Origin of the sequence: Aeromonas bivalvium, from assembly GCF_046078285.1 — a bacterium.
Classification (GTDB): Bacteria; Pseudomonadota; Gammaproteobacteria; order Enterobacterales; family Aeromonadaceae; genus Aeromonas; species Aeromonas bivalvium.
In genome coordinates, this window is the sequence record NZ_JBGXBV010000001.1 from 146,915 (window position 1) to 163,250 (window position 16,336).

A 16,336-nucleotide genomic window follows, 5' to 3' on the forward strand; every position below is an offset into this window, starting at 1 on the left:
GGGCGTTTGTCTTTGCAGCGCCGCCGGCTATGGTCCATCATGAACCTTTTGCCGAGGGAGGAGCCATGTTCGTATTCGAGGTGACGGGAGAGTCGGGAGCAAGGGCCGAGATCCGGGTGCAGGCGCTGGACTGGAGCCAGAGCGGCGTCGTCAGTTTCTCCTGCAACGACGATCCCCTGGCGGTGCTGCTGCTGACCGAGTGTCGCTGCGATGCGGTGGGCTTCTTCAACCTGCTGGCCGGCTGCAAGCCTCTCTATGTCGAGCAGTGGCTGACCTATTTGCAGGAGAGTGGCCGCATCGCCCGGGTGGCGTGTCGTCAGCGCAGCCCCGCCGAGGCGGACTACCTCGCCGATGCCGGGTTGGAGAGCGAGGAGCTCAACGCCCTGCTCGGCCAGATCTACCGGGTGGCGGGCTTCAACCGCCTGCAGATCAACCGCTACCTCAAGCACCGTCACAATCAGACCCTGCTGGCGACCCGGTATGATCAGAAGGAGCTGGAGCGCTATCGCCAGCTCAACGATGTCATCCTCACCCTGCTGCGCTTCAAACGGTCTCAGTGAACCGGCATGGTCGGGGTCGCGCTCGGGTGGGCGATGAGGTGGCCCTGGAGCCCATCCACGTACAGGCTCTCTAGCAGCGCCTTCTGACTCGACTGCTCGACCCCCTCTGCGATCACCTGGCTGCCCATGCGGTGCGCCATCTCCACTATCATCCGCACGAACTGCTGATTGGTGCCATCTTGCTCCAGATCGAGCAAGAGCGCGGGATCCAGCTTGAGATAATCCGGCTTTATCTCCTGAAACAGGGAGAAGGAGCGGATCCCCTGGCCGAAGTTGCAGATGGCCGAGCGACTGCCGCAGCGGCGCAGCAGCTCGAACAGGCGCCGGGCCCCGGCCCGCTGCCGGGACAGACTCTCCTCGTCGAGCTCGAAGACCAGGTGGGCGGCCGTGTCGGGGTCGGTGACCAGCTGATATTCCAGCCAGATGAGAAACGCGCTGTTGTGGAGCAGGTGAGGGGACAGGGCTATGCCCCATCGGCTCTGCTCTGCCCCCAGGGTCTTGTGCTCGCGGATCAGGTGGCGGATCACCAACTGGGTCAGGCGCATCAGCAGATCCAGGCGCTGGGCCATGGCGAACAGGCTGTCTGCGGCCAGCATGGATTCATCCTCGCCATAGAAGCCGGGGTACACGCTGTAGTAGGCGAGCAGATTGCCATGGAGGCGCGCGATGGGCTGATAGGAGAGGGTGATGCGCTCCTGCTCGAGTATCCGCTCTATGACCTGGCGCCACTGCTGTTCCCCCACCCCATGCTCGTGTTCATCCTCCAGCTGGATGGACCAACCGTTGAGTTCGCCGGTCTGGGCCCTGGCCAGGGCCAGATCGGCCCGGGAGAGGATGGCCTCGATGGGCTGCTGGCTGCAGACGGTGGTGATCCCGCTGCAGGCCACGCTCGCCAGGGGTTGGCTCTGTTGATGGAGATCGAAGGTGAGCTTGAGATCCCGGCCTATCAGAGGCAGGGGCAGGTTGTGAATGTCATGGATAAGTACGGCGAAGTCGCTTCCCGAGATGCGATAGAGGTGGTGGGCGGGCCAGCGCAGGGCCGCGCGCTGGATCAGGGTGGTCACCTCCTTGAGATAGTGATCGCCGGAGAGAAAGCCCCGTTGCCGATTGACGCTCTCCAGGGCAGTGGCCCGGATCAGCACCAGGATGGCGGTGCGGGTGCCGCTCTCTTCTTGCAGCAGATGGGTGATATCGCGGCGAAAGCATTGGCGATTGGCGAGCTGGGTCAGGGGATCTTGCTGGCTGCTGCGGGTGAGCTCGTCCAGCCTGTGATGGAGCTGAGCCAGCTCCTGATGCTGGCGCTCAAGCAGCTGTTGCAAGGCCTGCTGTTCCGGCGAGGGGGCAAGCTGGGCCACCGAGCCCTGCTCGAGCGCCTCGATGAGGGCGGCGCGTCGGGTTTCCTCTGCCTTGTGCCAGCGATAGCGGCCATAAACCAGGGCAAGCATGGTACATATGAGTACGCTGATGGTGCCGGGCCAGGGTAGACTGGCGGGGAGCAGGCTCCACTGGGCCAGCAGTACCAGCCCCGTCATCAGGGAAAAGGGGATCGCTGTCTTGGTGGGTTTTGTCTGCATCCTGATATTCCGGGCCCGCGCGCGTGAGTGTCAAAACATGCAGTCAGTATGGATGCTGGTACCAGGTTTGGTCATAAGGCTTGCCATATGGGAAAGGGATCCTGTAAATGTGAGTGAAAACACTTTCATGGACTCGGAAAAAAGGGAGTATGGAATGGAAACGCAGACAGAGACGTCGAGGTACATATGTCGTTAGAGCCCATGAATACTGCCAAGGCACGGCAGCTGTTGAACCAGAGTATGGCTTTGGTATTGGCTGGGGGGCGTGGAAGCCGTCTCAAGCAGTTGACCGATAATCGCGCCAAGCCGGCGGTGCACTTCGGTGGCCGGTTTCGGATCATCGATTTCGTCTTGTCCAACTGCATCAACTCGGGGATAAAACGGGTCGGGGTGGTCACCCAGTACAAGTCCCACAGCCTGCTGCGCCACCTGCAATCCGGTTGGTCATTCCTGCGCTACCAGATGAACGAGTTCATCGACCTGTTGCCCGCCCAGCAGCGGGTGGACGAGGTGCACTGGTATCGCGGCACCGCCGATGCCATCTATCAGAACGTCGACATCATTCGTGACTACGGCCCCAAATACATAGTGGTGCTGGCGGGAGATCACATCTACAAGATGGATTATGCCGCCATGCTGCTCGACCATGTGCGCCTGGAGGCCAAGGTGACCGTGGCCTGTATCGAGGTGCCCCGCTGCGAGGCGTCCGCCTTCGGCGTCATGGACATAGACGAGCAGCGCAAGATCCGCGATTTCGTGGAAAAACCCGCCAACCCCCCTGCGATGCCGGGGTGCGAGGATACCTCCCTCGCCTCCATGGGGATCTACATCTTCGATGCGGAGTACCTCTATCAGCTGCTGGAGGAGGACATCCACAACCAGAGCTCCAAACACGATTTCGGCATGGACGTGATCCCGCGCATCGTCGAGGAGGGCATGGCCTACGCCCATCCGTTCAGCATGTCCTGCGTCGGTGCCCGTGAGGGTCAGCAGCCTTACTGGCGCGATGTGGGGACCCTGGATTCGTTCTGGGAGGCCAACATGGATCTCGCCTCCGTGGTGCCGGATCTCGACATCTATGACGAGAACTGGCCCATCTGGACCAGCCAGATCATGACGCCGCCCGCCAAGTTCGTGCAAGACAGGAACGGCCAGCATGGCATGACCATCAACTCGGTGTTTGCCGGCGGCTCCATCGTCAGCGGCTCCTTCGTGCTCAACTCTGTGCTGTTCACCAATGTGCGGGTGCACTCCTTCTGCACCCTGGATCAGTCGGTGATCTTCCCCGGGGTGGAAGTGGGCAGTGGCTGCCGTCTGCGCCGGGTGGTGGTGGACAAGGGCTGCAAACTGCCCGATGGCATGGTGATAGGGGAGAACGCGGATGAGGATGCCCGTCGCTTCTACCGTTCCGAGAACGGCATAGTGCTGGTGACCAAGCCCATGTTGCAGGCGCTGCAGGCGAAGGAGTAAGGGGTCAGAACCTGTGACCGAGAAGGGGAAATAGCAAAGGGAGCGCATGGCGCTCCCTTTGTCATGGCGGCGTGAGCCGGGGGATTATTCGCTGATCAGCGCCTTGGCGGCCATCACCATGGCGGTGCCATGCTGGCCACCGGCGGCGGTCACCTGCGGCACGCCATCTTCATCTGTGTCGCTGCCGGCGCCCTCGATGATGCTCTCGCCGGAGTCGCCTACCCACTCGGCCATCTGCATGCCGCCGTTGACGGTGCTACGGAACCAGCTGACGTACTGGCCGGTCAACTTGGCCAGCTCCAGCTCGGGTGCCTTCTCGGCGCCCTCGTTACGCAGGTTCAGCATGGCGGCCCGCAGACCACCCGAGATGGCAGCCTGGGTCCAGGGGGTGTATTCACCCTGCTTGCCCGCCAGCCAGGTGCCGGCCTTGGCATTGAAGTAGGCCTTGTCGGTATTGATGAACAGCTCGCGGGCGGCGGTGCGGTACTTGGCATCCTGGGTCGCCAGGAAGGCGGCGCTCAGACCCCGCACGGCGGCGAACTGGGCATCCACGGATTGACCCGCATCAGGCTGGCCGCCGAGGATCAGGCCGTCATGGACCAGGCCGTTCTTGCCCATCAGCTGGGTTAGGATGAAGTCGGCCTGCTTGCGGATCAGCGCCAGCGCTTCCTTGCCCTGGGGGGTATCCAGGTTCAGCTCGCCATTGTCACCGGCGGCGTAACCCACCGGCAGGGCATCCTGGGCACGCTGGAAGATCTGCAGGGCGACCAGGGCGTAGGCGGCGTCGAAGGTGGTGACGTGCTGGCTCTGTTTGCCTGCTTGCCAGCTGTCCACCAGGGTACCGGCCTTGGACTCGAAGTGCAGGGCGGCCAGGTTCTTGAAGGTGAGGTTGGAGAGATTCAGGGCCAGGGAGAAGGCATCGTTGCCCGCCACCGCCTTGCCCAGATCGTTGGCCTTGTTGGCGGCCGGTGCGGCGGCGAACGGGGCGCCGTCAAACACGGCGTGGAAGGCCGGGTTCTGGTTGCTGTTGGCGCTGCGCTGATCGCTGTAGGCGTAGAATTCGGACAGGGGCCACAGCATCATCCAGGCATCGCGCAGCTGGGCGGAACCATCCACCACCTCCAGCTTGCCGATGGCGCCAGCGTCGTTCTTGCTGGTCTCGGTCACCTTCACCTGATGGGGGAAGTAGACAACCCCCTTGGCGGGATCGTACTGGGGGCTTATCTTGGCGCCCAGCTGCTTGCCGTCATAGCCGAGCTGGCCCTGCAGGATGGCCAGCTTGTCGATGGACTGTTCGGTCAGCATCATGCCGTTGAAGCCATCGGCGGCGGAGACCCCCAGCTTGTGCTTGCCATCCTGATCCATGGTGGCGGACGCGGCTTCCACTTCTTCATCGGTCTCGGCCACGTGCATGCCGCCGAGGAAGTCCTGGGACCACATCACTTCCTTGAGCAGTATGCCGCCGACAGCCGCGGGCACCAGCAGGTTGTCGCTGCCGCTCCAGCGCAGGGTGGCGTAGTCGCGGAAGTAGGCAGGCACCTGGGTCTTGACGCTCTTCTCGTTGCCTTTGGCGGTCTTGATGGTGATCTGGTCACCGTTGACCGGGCTGGCGTTGACGGCTTGGGCGAACTGCGGCTTGGCAGAAGCGTAGGGCAGGGAGAGGGGATACATGCCTTGCGGCACTTCATCGGCCGGGAACCCGACGGCCTCGGCCATGGCCAGCACCCGCTTGCCAAGGTCGGCCAGGGTGCCGCCACGGGCCAGGTTCTGGGGCCCGTTCACCAGGTGGGGACCCATGCCGGACTGGTAGTTGAGGGCGTACATGGCCTCTTCGGAATACTCATAGGATTCGATGCCGGCGGCGAAGTCGAACGGGGTCGGCTCATCGGCGCGGTTGGGATCCAGCACATCCAGATCCAGCCCCAGGGCTTCGGCCAGCGGCTCGCCCGAGAGTTCGAACTCTGTGTAGGCCAGCATGCTGGCGGCGGTATTGAAGCTCGCGTCTTCGACCTTGACGGCGGCGTGGGCGGCAGAGCCCAGCAGTGCCAGGGTGATCCCCTGTACCAGTGCGGTTTTTTTCATGTGTCCCTTCTTCTTATGGTGGCTTGTTGCGGTGACGCTTCTCATGAATCTAAATGAGAATGGTGTGCATTATGCGTCAAGCCATGCACCATGAGAAGAAAAAAGCCGCTCGGGGGAGCGGCCTAATTAATCACAGCAACTTGAAGGGGATGACCAGGCGTCCCGGCTCGACCCTGAGGGCTTCCACCTTCTCCTTGATGCGGGCCTCGTTCTGGCGATTGCCATCGAGCCGATAGATGGGGGTCTGATTGAGGAAGAGGCCGAGGGATTGATTGAAGGTGGGCAGCAGGGGGGAGAGGGCCGTCCCTATGTCGGCGGGCTCTGTCTTGACCGAGAGCAGCTCGAGGTCGCGCAAATAGATGGCTCCCTGCTCTGCCACATAGTCGGGGCGGGCGCTCAGGGAGAAGCGCACCTTCATTTGCTGGCTGCCGAGGGGGCTTGCCACCTGCAGATCGCCGGCGGCATCGAGCTCAATCCGGTCGCTGCGGCTGCGGCCGATGCGACTTTGCATCTCGTCCAGGCGGATCCTGCTCGACATGATGCCGGGGATGCCTATCTGCTTTTCGAAGGCCACCTGCTGTTTCAGGTAATCGTTGATCTCCTGCTCGCTGACGTTGTACTGGGTCAGGGAGCAGGCCGCGAGCAGCAGGGTCAGGGGAAGCAGCAACAGGGTGCGTAACGGGCGACGGGGCATGGCGTGTCCAGAGGTGATCATGGGATGGCGCCATCTTACGGGGAAACCCGGGCCGCGCCAACCCGGGTCGAATGGCGAGAAGTGTGCCCAAATGCGGCTAATGGGTGAGATTTGTCGCAACTTCGAGGGGATATTGATGAATTAACTGGTATAACCTGTCAGTCCCTCTACAATGAGCTTCCTTTCACTGTTTGATCCAATTCATGCCCGTGTCCGACCCTGTTTTCGATAGCGCCTTTCAATCCCGTCTGCTGCGTCCCCGCTACTGGCCGAGCTGGCTGGCCCTCGGCCTGCTCTGTGTGCTCGCCTTCGTGCCGCCCCGTCTGCGCGACAAGCTGGCCGACTGGCTGGCACCCCTGGTGCTGCGTTTTTCCAAGAAGCAGATCTATATCGCCAATACCAACCTGGACATCTGCTTTCCCGAGCGCAGCGAAGCCGAGCGCCAGGCCATCTTGCTCAAGTCGATACGCATCGGCCTCAAAAGCCTGCTCGGTTTTGGCGAGTTCACGGTGCGCAGCCCGGCTTACCTGATGAAGCGCATCCAGGTGAGCGGCTGGCATCATATCGAGGCGGAGCAGGCGGCGGGACGCCCCGTCATCCTGGTGGTGCCCCACAGCTGGCCGGTGGACGCCGCCGGTTACTTCTTCGCCCAGCGGGGCATCGCCATGTGCACCATGATGAAGAGCGCCCGCAACCCGGTGTTTGACTGGCATATCAACCGTGAGCGGGCCAGGAGCGGCTGCCAGGTGTATGAGCGCAAGGCGGGCATCAAGCCGGTGATCAAGGCGGTCAAGGGGGGGCGCAGCTTCTTCTACCTGCCGGATCAGGACCATGGCCGCGAGGCCAGCATCTTCGTGCCCTTCTTCGGACGGGCCAAGGCGACCCTGCCGGCCCTGCCGCGGCTGGTGAAGCTGACCGGGGCCAGGGCCGTGCCCCTGCTCGCCTGCTATGACGAGGCGCAGCACTGTTATCGCCTCGAGATAGAGGCTCCCTTCGCCGACTATCCGAGCGACGATCTGGTGGCCGATACCGGGCGCATGAACCAGATGGTGGAGCAGCAGCTCAGGCAGCATCCGGGCCAGTACATGTGGTTTCTCAAGATTTTCGAAACCCTGGAGCACCCGGTGGACAAGCATGGTCTCTACGAGGCGGGGATCAAACGAATCCGTCGCGGCCTGTCGCCCCATCCCTGATGCTTGCCCGTCATGAAAAGCAGCCCCAATAGGGGCTGTTTTTCATGGCAAGTGGTGACCCTTTGCCAGCCGGGGCAGCTCAGGTTCAGTTTCGACCCGGTTGCGGGCTAGAAAAATGTAGCGGGATAACTACAATAACCTCCTTGTTTAGACGACAAGAGCCGCAACATGGCCCCTCACGATCCTGTGTTCGACACCTCATTTCGCCCCGCACTGCTGCATCCCAGGCTATGGGGCAGCTGGCTGGCCCTGGCCCTGCTCAGCCTGCTCGCCTTTGTGCCGGCCCGGCTGCGGGACGCCATGGCCAACGGCCTGGCGCCGCTCATCCTCTCCTTTTCCAAGAAACAGGCCTATATCGCCAACACCAATCTCGACATCTGCTTTCCCGACCTGGACGAGGCGGGACGCCAGGCGCTGCTGCTCAAGTCGATCCGGGTCGGTCTCAAGACCTTCATGGCCTTCGGCGAGCTGACCTGGCGCAGCGATGCCTATCTGGCCGGGCGGATCCGGGTCGACGGCTGGGAACACATAGAGGCGGAGCGGGCCCAGGGGCGCCCCGTGATCCTGGTGGTACCGCACACCTGGGCGGTGGATGTGATAGGGCGCCTGTTCGCCCTGCGGGGCCTGCCCATGTGCACCATGATGAAGAGCCCGAAAGACGCGCTGTTTGACTGGTATATCAACCGTGAGCGGGCCAAGGGGGGGCGGGTCTACGAGCGCAGCGTCGGCATCAAGCCCGCCATCAAGGCGATCCGCGCTGGCGACAGCTTCTTCTATCTGCCGGATCAGGACCATGGTCGCGAGGCCAGCATCTTCGTGCCCTTCTTCGGTCATCCCAAGGCGACCCTGCCGGCACTGCCCAAGCTGGTGAAGCTGACCGGCGCCAAGGCGGTACCCATCTTCGGCAGCTATGACGAGGACGAGGGCTGTTACCGCCTCGAGATAGCCCCCCCCTTCGACCCTTACCCCACCGACAATCTGGAGCAGGATGTGGTGCGAATGAACACCATGGTCGAGCAGCAGCTCGGCCGCCGTCCGGAGCAATACATGTGGTTTCTCAAGATCTTCGAGACCCAGGCCGAGTCGGACAGCCGTCAGGGGCTCTATGAAGAGGGGATCCGCCGCATCCGCCGGGGACTGCCCCCCGAGTCCTGATCCCAGGTCGTGACGAAGGAGCCTGATTGCGCCCGGTTTCTCGCCGCGTCGCGCCCGGGTTGGCGACGGCGTGAGCAGCCGGGGGGCCGGACTCCCCAAAACGGACAGGAATGCGCGGCACCACTGGCGCCGCGCGCGCAAATAGGGTAAAAGTTCGGCCATGAAAATACCAAATCGAATCCAGCCCCTGGTGGACGACGGCCTCGTCGACGAGGTCATCAGCCGGCTGATGAGCGGCAAAGAGGCCGACGTCTATGTGGTGCGCTGTGGCGAGGAGATCCGCTGCGCCAAAGTCTACAAGGAGGCGGCCAAACGCAGCTTCAAGCAGGCCGTGGTCTATCAGGAGGGGCGCAAGGTGCGCAACAGCCGCAGCCAGCGTGCCATGGAGAAGGGCTCGCGCTACGGCCGCCGCCAGCATGAGGAGGTGTGGCAGAACACAGAGGTCGATGCCCTGTTCAAGCTGGCCGCCGCCGGCGTACGGGTGCCCACCCCCTATGTCTGCCTCGATGGCGTGTTGCTGATGGAGCTCATCACCGACGGGGAGGGCAATGTGGCCCCCCGCCTCAACGACGTGGCCCTGAGCCCGGAGCAGGCGCGGGCGGATCACGACAAGGTGATAGGCTACGTGGTGCGCATGCTGTGTGCCGGCCTCATCCACGGGGATCTCTCCGAGTTCAACGTACTGGTGGACGATCAGGGTCCCGTCATCATCGACCTGCCCCAGGTGGTGGACGCCGCCGCCAACAACCAGGCCAGGGCCATGCTGGTGCGCGATGTGGAGAACATGCGCAACTACTACGGCATGTATGCCCCCGATCTGCTGGCGACCCGCTACGCCCAGGAGATGTGGGCCCTGTACGAGGAGGGGGAGCTGACCCCGGAGACCCGCCTCAGCGGCCAGTTCACCGAGAGCACGGCCGCCATCGATCTTGACGGCGTGCTGCAGGAGATAGAGAGCGCCGAGGAAGAGGTGATGGCGCGCCGGGCCAGAGCCCGCGCCGAGCAGGAGGATCAGTACTGATCCCCGTGACATGCCATGAGACAGGGCGCCTTCGGGCGCCCTGTCTGTTTTTGCTCTGTGGGCATGAGTTCGCCCCAGGCCCGGGTCTCAGAGCCCGGCCATAGGCGGGGCCGGGAGCCTGGGGCCATGATAGCCGACCACATCGCCAAAGCGTGGCGCCCCCGACTGCCAATCCTGGGCGGCGCGGCGGATGGCCTCCTGGTCGAAGCTCACGAAGTTCCACCAGATCTGCAGGGGCCTTGGCAGGGGCTCGCCACCGATGATCAGCAGACGGGCCCCCGCTGGCAGGGTGAGGGTCAGCTCCCGGCTGCCGGGCGCCAGGTAGGCGAGCTGTTCGGGAGCCAGGGGCTGGCCGGCCAGGGTCACCTCGCCGGCCAGGGCAAACAGGCCGTGCTCGAACTCGGGGGCCAGGGGCAGGGTCAGGGTGCCGTCACGCTCGGCCAGCAGATCCAGCCCCAGTATGGGGGCGAAGCTGAGGGTCGGCGCCTGCCTGTCCTGATGCTGGCCGATCAGCAGGGTGAAGGTGATCCCCTGTTGCTGCCAGCGGGGCAGGTCCGGATAGTGATCGAAGCGGGCCCGGGTCCCTTGCTGGTGCTCCGGCAGGGCTATCCAGAGCTGGGCCGCATGAACGCTCGGGTGGCCCGCCACCGACTCCTCGGTGTGGACGATGCCGTGCCCTGCGGTCATCAGGTTGACCTGGCCCGGGCGGATCCGCTGTTCGCTGCCCAGGCTGTCGCGGTGCAATATTTCCCCCTCCAGCATCCAGGTAAAGGTCTGCAGCCCTATGTGGGGGTGGGGACCCACGTCCAGCCCGGGATCCCCCGGGGCGAAGCGGGCCGGGCCTATGTGGTCGAGGAAACACCAGGGCCCTATGGTGCGCCGCTCCTTGACCGGCAGGGCGCGGGCGACCGGGATGCCGCCCACGTCCGTGGTACGCGAGTCGATGAGTTGCAGCTTGTCTGTCATGGCTCTCTCCTTGACCCCTGGGGTCACCGGGTTAACGGCGCCGGATCACCGGCATGTTCATCATGTGGGCAGGACGATTGACCGGCATGGTCACCGGACGGGGGGCGGGTCGGCTGGCGGGGAGCGTGACGGCGCGCCCTGCGCCCTGACCGTCCAGTTGGATGCGCCGCGCCGCCTCGTTGGCCTCTGACAGGGAGAAGGGCGGGCTCGTCGCCGGGCTCAGCTGGCGCAGCACCTGCTGGCGATCACGCAGCACCGCTTTTTGCTCCGGACTCAGGGCATTCCAGCGGGCGGAGAAGTCGCCGCGCAGGGCCTCTATGTCAGGCTGATCCGTCCCCTGGTGCCAGTCCTCGAACCTGTTCTTGATGTCAGCGCGCTTGCCCTCATCGAGATCCTGCCACCAGTGGCGGATCAGCTCGTCGAACTCGCCATCGTTGTTGCAGCACCAGGGGTAGTAGCGATCCCAGTAGTAGAAGTAGTCGTCATACCACCAAGGGTAGGGGGCGGCGCCATAGCCGCTGCCATAACCCATGCCGGCGGACACGGTGGAGGAGGGGGTGCTGCAGCCGCCAAGGCCGAGGGCGGTCAGGGCGAGGATCAGGGGCAGGCGCATGAAGACTCCTTGTCAGGGTGAGGGCGACACCGTCATCACTATAAGGCAAATCGCCGCCGAGGCTAGCCCGGCGCGCCTCAGGATTGCCCATAACCACTGTATGAACGTACAATAGACCATCCTCAGCCGCAGCCAGACCCCAGTGCCATGACCCCGACCCCAGCGCCCACCGACGGTTTTATCCTGACCCGCCACAGCCGGGATGTGCGCGGCCGCAACGGGGAGCGCACCACCGAGATCCTGTTGTGGCTCTGGAGCACGCAGGGACCGGTGCGGCTGGTGGTGAGGGGACAGGAGCCTCTCTTCTTCCTGCCCCTGGCCCACATGGAAGAGGCGGCCGCCCTGTTCAAGGGAGCCGGGGTGCGCGGCCGTTTTCGCCGCCTGCCCCTGCACACCTTCGACGACAGGGCCGTGGTAGCCTGCTACTTCACCACCTTGAGCGCCTATCACAGGGCGATAGAGCTGCTGCTGATCCGCGGTCTGGAACACTTCGAGGCGGATATCCGCCTGCCCGAGCGCTTCCTGATGGAGCGCTTCATCACCGCCGGGCTGCGCTTTGACGGCCAGGCCGTCAAACGGGGCGACCACTGGCAGGTGAACGAGGCGCGCTGCGCCCCCCAGGCGGTGACGCCGACCCTCTCCTGGGTCTCCCTGGACGTGGAGTGCGCCATGGACGGCGCCCTCTTCAGTGTGGGCCTCTTCAGCGAGCAGGATGCACGGGTCATCATGATAGGGGAGGCGCCCCCGGGCGCCGAGGGGTGGGAGACCCGGGTGCAGTGGGTGGCGGACGAACCCGCCCTGCTGGCGGCCTTCGAGGCCTGGTTCCAGCGCCACGATCCGGATCTGGTGCTGGGCTGGAACGTGGTCAATTTCGACTTTCGCCTGCTGCTGCGCCGGGCCGAGCTGTACAAGCGGCGGCTGCGCCTCGGCCGTGGCCGGGAGCTGGCGTTCTGGCGCGCCTCCCGCAGCGATCCCCAGAGTGGCAGCGTCATCCTGCCGGGGCGCATGGTGCTCGACGGCATAGATACCCTCAAGAGCGCCACCTGGCAGTTTGCCAGCTACAGCCTGGATGCGGTGGCGAGCGAACTGCTTGGCCGTGGCAAGGACATAGAGGACGTGGCGAACCGGGGGGAGAAGATCACAGAGCTGTTTCACTCCGACAAGGAGGCCCTGGCCCGCTACAACCTGGAAGATTGCAAGCTGGTGTGGGAGATAGTCGAACACTGCGCCCTGATCCCTTTCGCCATCGAGCGGGCCAACCTCACCGGCCTGGAGCTGGACAGGGTCGGCGGCTCGGTGGCGGCCTTCACCAACCTCTATCTGCCAAGGCTGCATCGGGGCGGCTATGTGGCCCCCAACCTGCCTGCCGATGGCGGCCTGGCGAGCCCGGGGGGGTATGTGATGGACTCCAGGCCCGGTCTCTATCGCCAGGTGCTGGTGCTGGACTTCAAGAGCCTCTACCCCAGCATCATCCGCACCTTCTGTATCGATCCCATGGGGCTGGTGGAGGGGTTGAAGGCCCCCGATGAGGCCATTCCCGGCTTTCGCGGCGCCCTCTTCTCCCGGGACAAGCACTTCCTGCCGGGGCTCATCGCTACCCTGTGGGCGGCGCGGGACAAGGCGAAGGCGGCCCGCAACCAGGCGCTCTCCCAGGCCATCAAGATCATCATGAACTCCTTCTACGGGGTGCTGGGCTCGGGGGGCTGCCGCTTCTACGATCCCAGGCTCGCCTCTTCCATCACCCTGCGCGGTCACAGCATCATGCAGCAGACCCGGGAGTGGATAGAAGCGCGGGGCTATCAGGTCATCTACGGCGACACGGACTCCACCTTCGTCCACCTGCCAGACGAGATGAGCCCGGCCCGGGCGGACGAGGTAGGCCAATCCCTGGCCCGGGAGATCAACGAGAGCTGGACCAGGCTTATCGAGGCCGAATTCGGCCTGCCGAGTCATCTGGAGATAGAGTACGAGACCCACTATCGCCGCTTCCTGATGCCTACCATCAGGGGGCTGGAGAAAGGCAGCAAGAAGCGTTACGCCGGTCTGGTGGGGCAGGGGGAGTCGGAGCACCTGGTGTTCAAGGGGCTGGAGACGGTGCGCACCGACTGGACCATGCTGGCCAAGCAGTTCCAGACCCGGCTCTACGAGCTGGTGTTCCACGATGAAGACCCCTGCGACTATGTGCGCACCATGGTGGACGAGACCCGCGCCGGGCGGCACGACGAGCTGCTGGTCTATCGCAAGCGGCTGCGCCAGAAGCTGGAGGAGTACCAGAAGAATGTGCCGCCCCATGTGCGGGCCGCGCGCCTGGCGGACGAGGAGAACCTGCGCCGCGGGCTGCCCCAGCGCTACCAGCACAGGGGCACCATCAGCTACCTGATGACCCTGGCGGGGCCCGAACCGGTCGAATACCGACGCAGCGCCATCGATTACGAACACTACATCGACAAGCAGCTCAAGCCCATCGCCGACGCCATACTGCCCTTCATCGGCGAGTCCTTCGAGCGGATCTGCGGCCGCCAGCTGGATCTCTTCTAAGGCCCTTGTGCCATCCTTGATCTGCCCGTTCCCGCCACCGGCCCTGCCCGGGTGAGGCGTCGTGGCAAAGGAGGCTGGCGGGAATGGCAGATGGCACATCAACCCATGCAGGAGGCCCCATGGCCCTATCTCTTCGTCTGGCGACCCTGGCGGTCGCCATCATGCTCGGCGGTGCGGCCTGGGCTTATCCCCTCAAACCCGGCCTGTGGGAAATGCAGACCAAGATGGAGGCGGGTGACGGCGCGCTGGCGCAGGCCATGGCCGCCATGGAGAAACAGCTGGCGGCCCTGCCCGAGGGGCAGCGCAAGATGATGGAGGAGATGCTGGCCAAGCAGGGGGTTGGCATCACGGGCCTGGGGGCGGACGGGGTGCGGATGCGCCACTGTCTCAGCCCGCAGATGGTGGCCGAAGAGAAGCTGCCCTTCGAGCGCCAGGGGGAGGGGTGCGAGCGAACCCTGGTCTCGCGCAGCGACAGCGAGATCCGCTTTACCCTCAGCTGCCGCGAGCCACCCGCCAGGGGGGAGGGGGAGGTGCACTTCGTCAACCCCGGCGCCTACACCAGCCGCTTTACCCTGGAGATGGAATACGAGGGCAGGCAGGAGCGGATCCAGGGCAGCAGCGAGAGCCGGTGGCTGGGGGATGAGTGTGGCGACATCAAGCCGCTGGAGTAGACCATGAGACGAGGGGAGGAGCCATGGCGAGGTTGACGGCGCTGGACAACGCCATGGGGGATCTCTTCTCCCGGGAAGAGGCGCCCGACCGCTGGCTCGCCCCCGGCGCCCTGCATCTGCCCGGCGGGGCGACGCGCCTCGGCCCGGGCTCGCGCTGGCTGCATGCCTGGATCGACGCCGTGAGCGCCCGGGCGCCTTTTCGCCATATGCAGACCCCGGGAGGCCAGACCATGTCGGTGGCCATGACCAACGCAGGCCCCTTGGGCTGGGTATCTGACAGGCAGGGCTATCGCTACAGCCCCCTGGACCCCCTCAGTCACGTCCCCTGGCCCCCACTGCCGCCTGAGCTGCTTGAGCTGGCTCGCCGCGGGGCCGAGGCGGCCGGATTTGCCGGTTTCGTGCCCGATGCCTGCCTCATCAATCGCTATGAGCCGGGAGCCCGCATGTCCCTGCATCAGGACAGGGATGAGGCGGACCTGAACCACCCTATCGTCTCCCTCTCCCTGGGGCTGGGGGCCGAGTTTCTGCTGGGGGGCCTCGGTCGGCGGGATCCTGTGCAGCGATTGATCCTGCACGGCGGCGATCTGCTGGTGCTGGGGGGTGAGGCGCGGCTGCGCTTTCACGGGGTGGCGCCCCTCAAGGCGGGGGCGGAGGGGGAGGTGCGCTTCAACCTCACCCTGAGGCGGGCGGCGCCCTGAGCGGCAGGCAAGGGGCAAGCCGCGGCCAATAAAAAACCCTCCGTAGGGAGGGTTTTTTCATGGCAAGGGGGATCAGAACAGGGTAGAGGAGAGGTCGTACAGCTCCTGGTTGAAGGGGCGCTGCAGGTTCTCGATGCAGTCGATGATGTCGTGGTGCACCATCTGGTTGTTCTGGATGCCGACGCAGCGGCCACCGTGGCCGGCCAGCAGCTGCTCGACCGCGTAGGCGCCCATGCGGCTGGACATGATGCGATCGCGCGCACTGGGGGAGCCGCCGCGCTGGATGTGGCCCAGTATGGTGGCGCGGGTGTCGCGGCCGGTGCGCTCCTCTATGTCCCTGGCCAGGGCGTTGACGTCGGTGACGTGCTCGCAGATGGCGACGATGGCGTGGCGCTTGCCCTTGGCCTCACCCTCTTCGATCTGGCGGATCAGGGCTTCCTTGTCGAAGGCCACTTCCGGCACGATCACGTACTCGGCACCGCCGGCGACCGCGGCAGACATGGCCAGATCGCCGCAGTGGCGGCCCATGACCTCGACCACGGATATGCGGTGGTGGGAGCTGCAGGTGTCGCGCAGACGGTCGATGGCATCCACCACCACGTTCAGGGCGGTATCAAAGCCGATGGTAAAATCGGTACCTGCGATGTCGTTGTCTATGGTGCCCGGCAGGCCGATGCAGGGGAAACCCTCTTCGGTCAGCTTCTTGGCGCCCATGTAGGAGCCGTCACCGCCGATCACCACCAGGGCGTCGATGCCGTGCTTTTTCAGGTTCTCGATCGCCTCGGCGCGTACCTTGGGATCCTTGAAGGCGGGGAAGCGGGCAGAGCCGAGGAAGGTACCGCCGCGGTTCACCACGTCGGAGACGCTGTGACGCTCGAGCTTGGCGATCTTGTCCTGGTGCAGACCCAGGTAGCCATCCTTGATGCCATAGACTTCCAGGCCGTGATGCAGGCCGGCGCGCACCACGGCGCGAATGGCAGCGTTCATTCCCGGTGCATCGCCACCACTGGTCAACACACCAATACGTTTGATTTTTTTGGTCATGAGTGCCTCTGGATCTCAAGTTGTCGAATAGATAAGCCAGTTCTTACTATATCGGCT

The 16,336-nt window shown here is 64.4% G+C and carries 14 protein-coding genes; 8 read left to right on the forward strand and 6 right to left on the reverse strand.

The window, feature by feature from the left end:
• The first annotated feature begins 65 nt into the window (after nucleotides 1-65).
• On the forward strand, nucleotides 66-560 hold the full coding sequence (locus ACEUCR_RS00595) for a hypothetical protein (protein WP_408787480.1): 495 nt from the start codon (nucleotides 66-68) through the stop codon (nucleotides 558-560).
• Here the strand turns inward: ACEUCR_RS00595 and ACEUCR_RS00600 are convergent.
• Nucleotides 554-2,134 carry an EAL domain-containing protein gene (locus ACEUCR_RS00600; protein ID WP_408787482.1) on the reverse strand — a complete coding sequence of 527 codons (1,581 nt, stop codon included), beginning with the start codon at nucleotides 2,132-2,134 and terminating at the stop codon, nucleotides 554-556. The genes ACEUCR_RS00595 and ACEUCR_RS00600 overlap by 7 nt on opposite strands.
• Nucleotides 2,135-2,320: 186 nt before the next feature.
• Here ACEUCR_RS00600 and glgC point away from each other — a divergent pair, with 186 nt between their 5' ends.
• Entirely contained in the window at nucleotides 2,321-3,604 is a 1,284-nt protein-coding gene (glgC, locus tag ACEUCR_RS00605; RefSeq protein WP_041996999.1) for a glucose-1-phosphate adenylyltransferase, read from the forward strand.
• 84 nt (nucleotides 3,605-3,688) lie between these two features.
• Here the strand turns inward: glgC and ACEUCR_RS00610 are convergent, their stop codons facing one another.
• Both ACEUCR_RS00610 and ACEUCR_RS00615 read right to left on the reverse strand, forming a co-directional pair.
• Nucleotides 3,689-5,686, reverse strand: a complete 1,998-nt coding sequence (locus ACEUCR_RS00610) for a hypothetical protein (RefSeq protein WP_408787484.1) — start codon at nucleotides 5,684-5,686, stop codon at nucleotides 3,689-3,691.
• Between the two features lie 130 nt (nucleotides 5,687-5,816).
• Entirely contained in the window at nucleotides 5,817-6,401 is a 585-nt protein-coding gene (locus tag ACEUCR_RS00615; protein WP_244463714.1) for a lipoprotein, read from the reverse strand.
• 182 nt (nucleotides 6,402-6,583) lie between these two features.
• Here ACEUCR_RS00615 and lpxM point away from each other — a divergent pair, with 182 nt between their 5' ends.
• The 3 genes from lpxM (at nucleotide 6,584) to ACEUCR_RS00630 (ending at nucleotide 9,749) form a co-directional block, all read left to right on the forward strand.
• Nucleotides 6,584-7,573: a lauroyl-Kdo(2)-lipid IV(A) myristoyltransferase gene (lpxM, locus tag ACEUCR_RS00620; protein ID WP_041997216.1), complete on the forward strand. Its 990-nt coding sequence runs from the start codon at nucleotides 6,584-6,586 to the stop codon at nucleotides 7,571-7,573.
• 168 nt (nucleotides 7,574-7,741) lie between these two features.
• On the forward strand, nucleotides 7,742-8,728 hold the full coding sequence (locus ACEUCR_RS00625; RefSeq protein ID WP_041997004.1) for an LpxL/LpxP family acyltransferase: 987 nt from the start codon (nucleotides 7,742-7,744) through the stop codon (nucleotides 8,726-8,728).
• Between the two features lie 160 nt (nucleotides 8,729-8,888).
• Complete coding sequence (locus ACEUCR_RS00630; RefSeq protein ID WP_041997007.1) at nucleotides 8,889-9,749, forward strand: PA4780 family RIO1-like protein kinase; 861 nt, start codon at nucleotides 8,889-8,891, stop codon at nucleotides 9,747-9,749.
• 87 nt (nucleotides 9,750-9,836) lie between these two features.
• Here ACEUCR_RS00630 and ACEUCR_RS00635 read toward each other — a convergent pair whose 3' ends face one another.
• Nucleotides 9,837-10,715: a pirin family protein gene (locus tag ACEUCR_RS00635; RefSeq protein WP_041997010.1), complete on the reverse strand. Its 879-nt coding sequence runs from the start codon at nucleotides 10,713-10,715 to the stop codon at nucleotides 9,837-9,839.
• 31 nt (nucleotides 10,716-10,746) lie between these two features.
• Nucleotides 10,747-11,328, reverse strand: coding sequence for a hypothetical protein (locus tag ACEUCR_RS00640; RefSeq protein ID WP_408787486.1), 582 nt, complete (start codon nucleotides 11,326-11,328; stop codon nucleotides 10,747-10,749).
• A 147-nt stretch (nucleotides 11,329-11,475) separates the two neighbouring features.
• Between ACEUCR_RS00640 and ACEUCR_RS00645 the strand changes: the two genes are divergently transcribed.
• From ACEUCR_RS00645 to alkB, 3 genes are all read left to right on the forward strand, one after another.
• Entirely contained in the window at nucleotides 11,476-13,866 is a 2,391-nt protein-coding gene (locus tag ACEUCR_RS00645; protein ID WP_408787488.1) for a DNA polymerase II, read from the forward strand.
• Nucleotides 13,867-13,985: 119 nt separating this feature from the next.
• Complete coding sequence (locus tag ACEUCR_RS00650; RefSeq protein ID WP_392440903.1) at nucleotides 13,986-14,537, forward strand: DUF3617 domain-containing protein; 552 nt, start codon at nucleotides 13,986-13,988, stop codon at nucleotides 14,535-14,537.
• Nucleotides 14,538-14,560: 23 nt separating this feature from the next.
• Entirely contained in the window at nucleotides 14,561-15,235 is a 675-nt protein-coding gene (gene alkB / locus ACEUCR_RS00655) for a DNA oxidative demethylase AlkB (protein WP_392440906.1), read from the forward strand.
• A 72-nt stretch (nucleotides 15,236-15,307) separates the two neighbouring features.
• Here the strand turns inward: alkB and pfkA are convergent, their stop codons facing one another.
• Complete coding sequence (pfkA, locus tag ACEUCR_RS00660) at nucleotides 15,308-16,279, reverse strand: 6-phosphofructokinase (protein WP_041997020.1); 972 nt, start codon at nucleotides 16,277-16,279, stop codon at nucleotides 15,308-15,310.
• Nucleotides 16,280-16,336 lie beyond the last annotated feature (57 nt).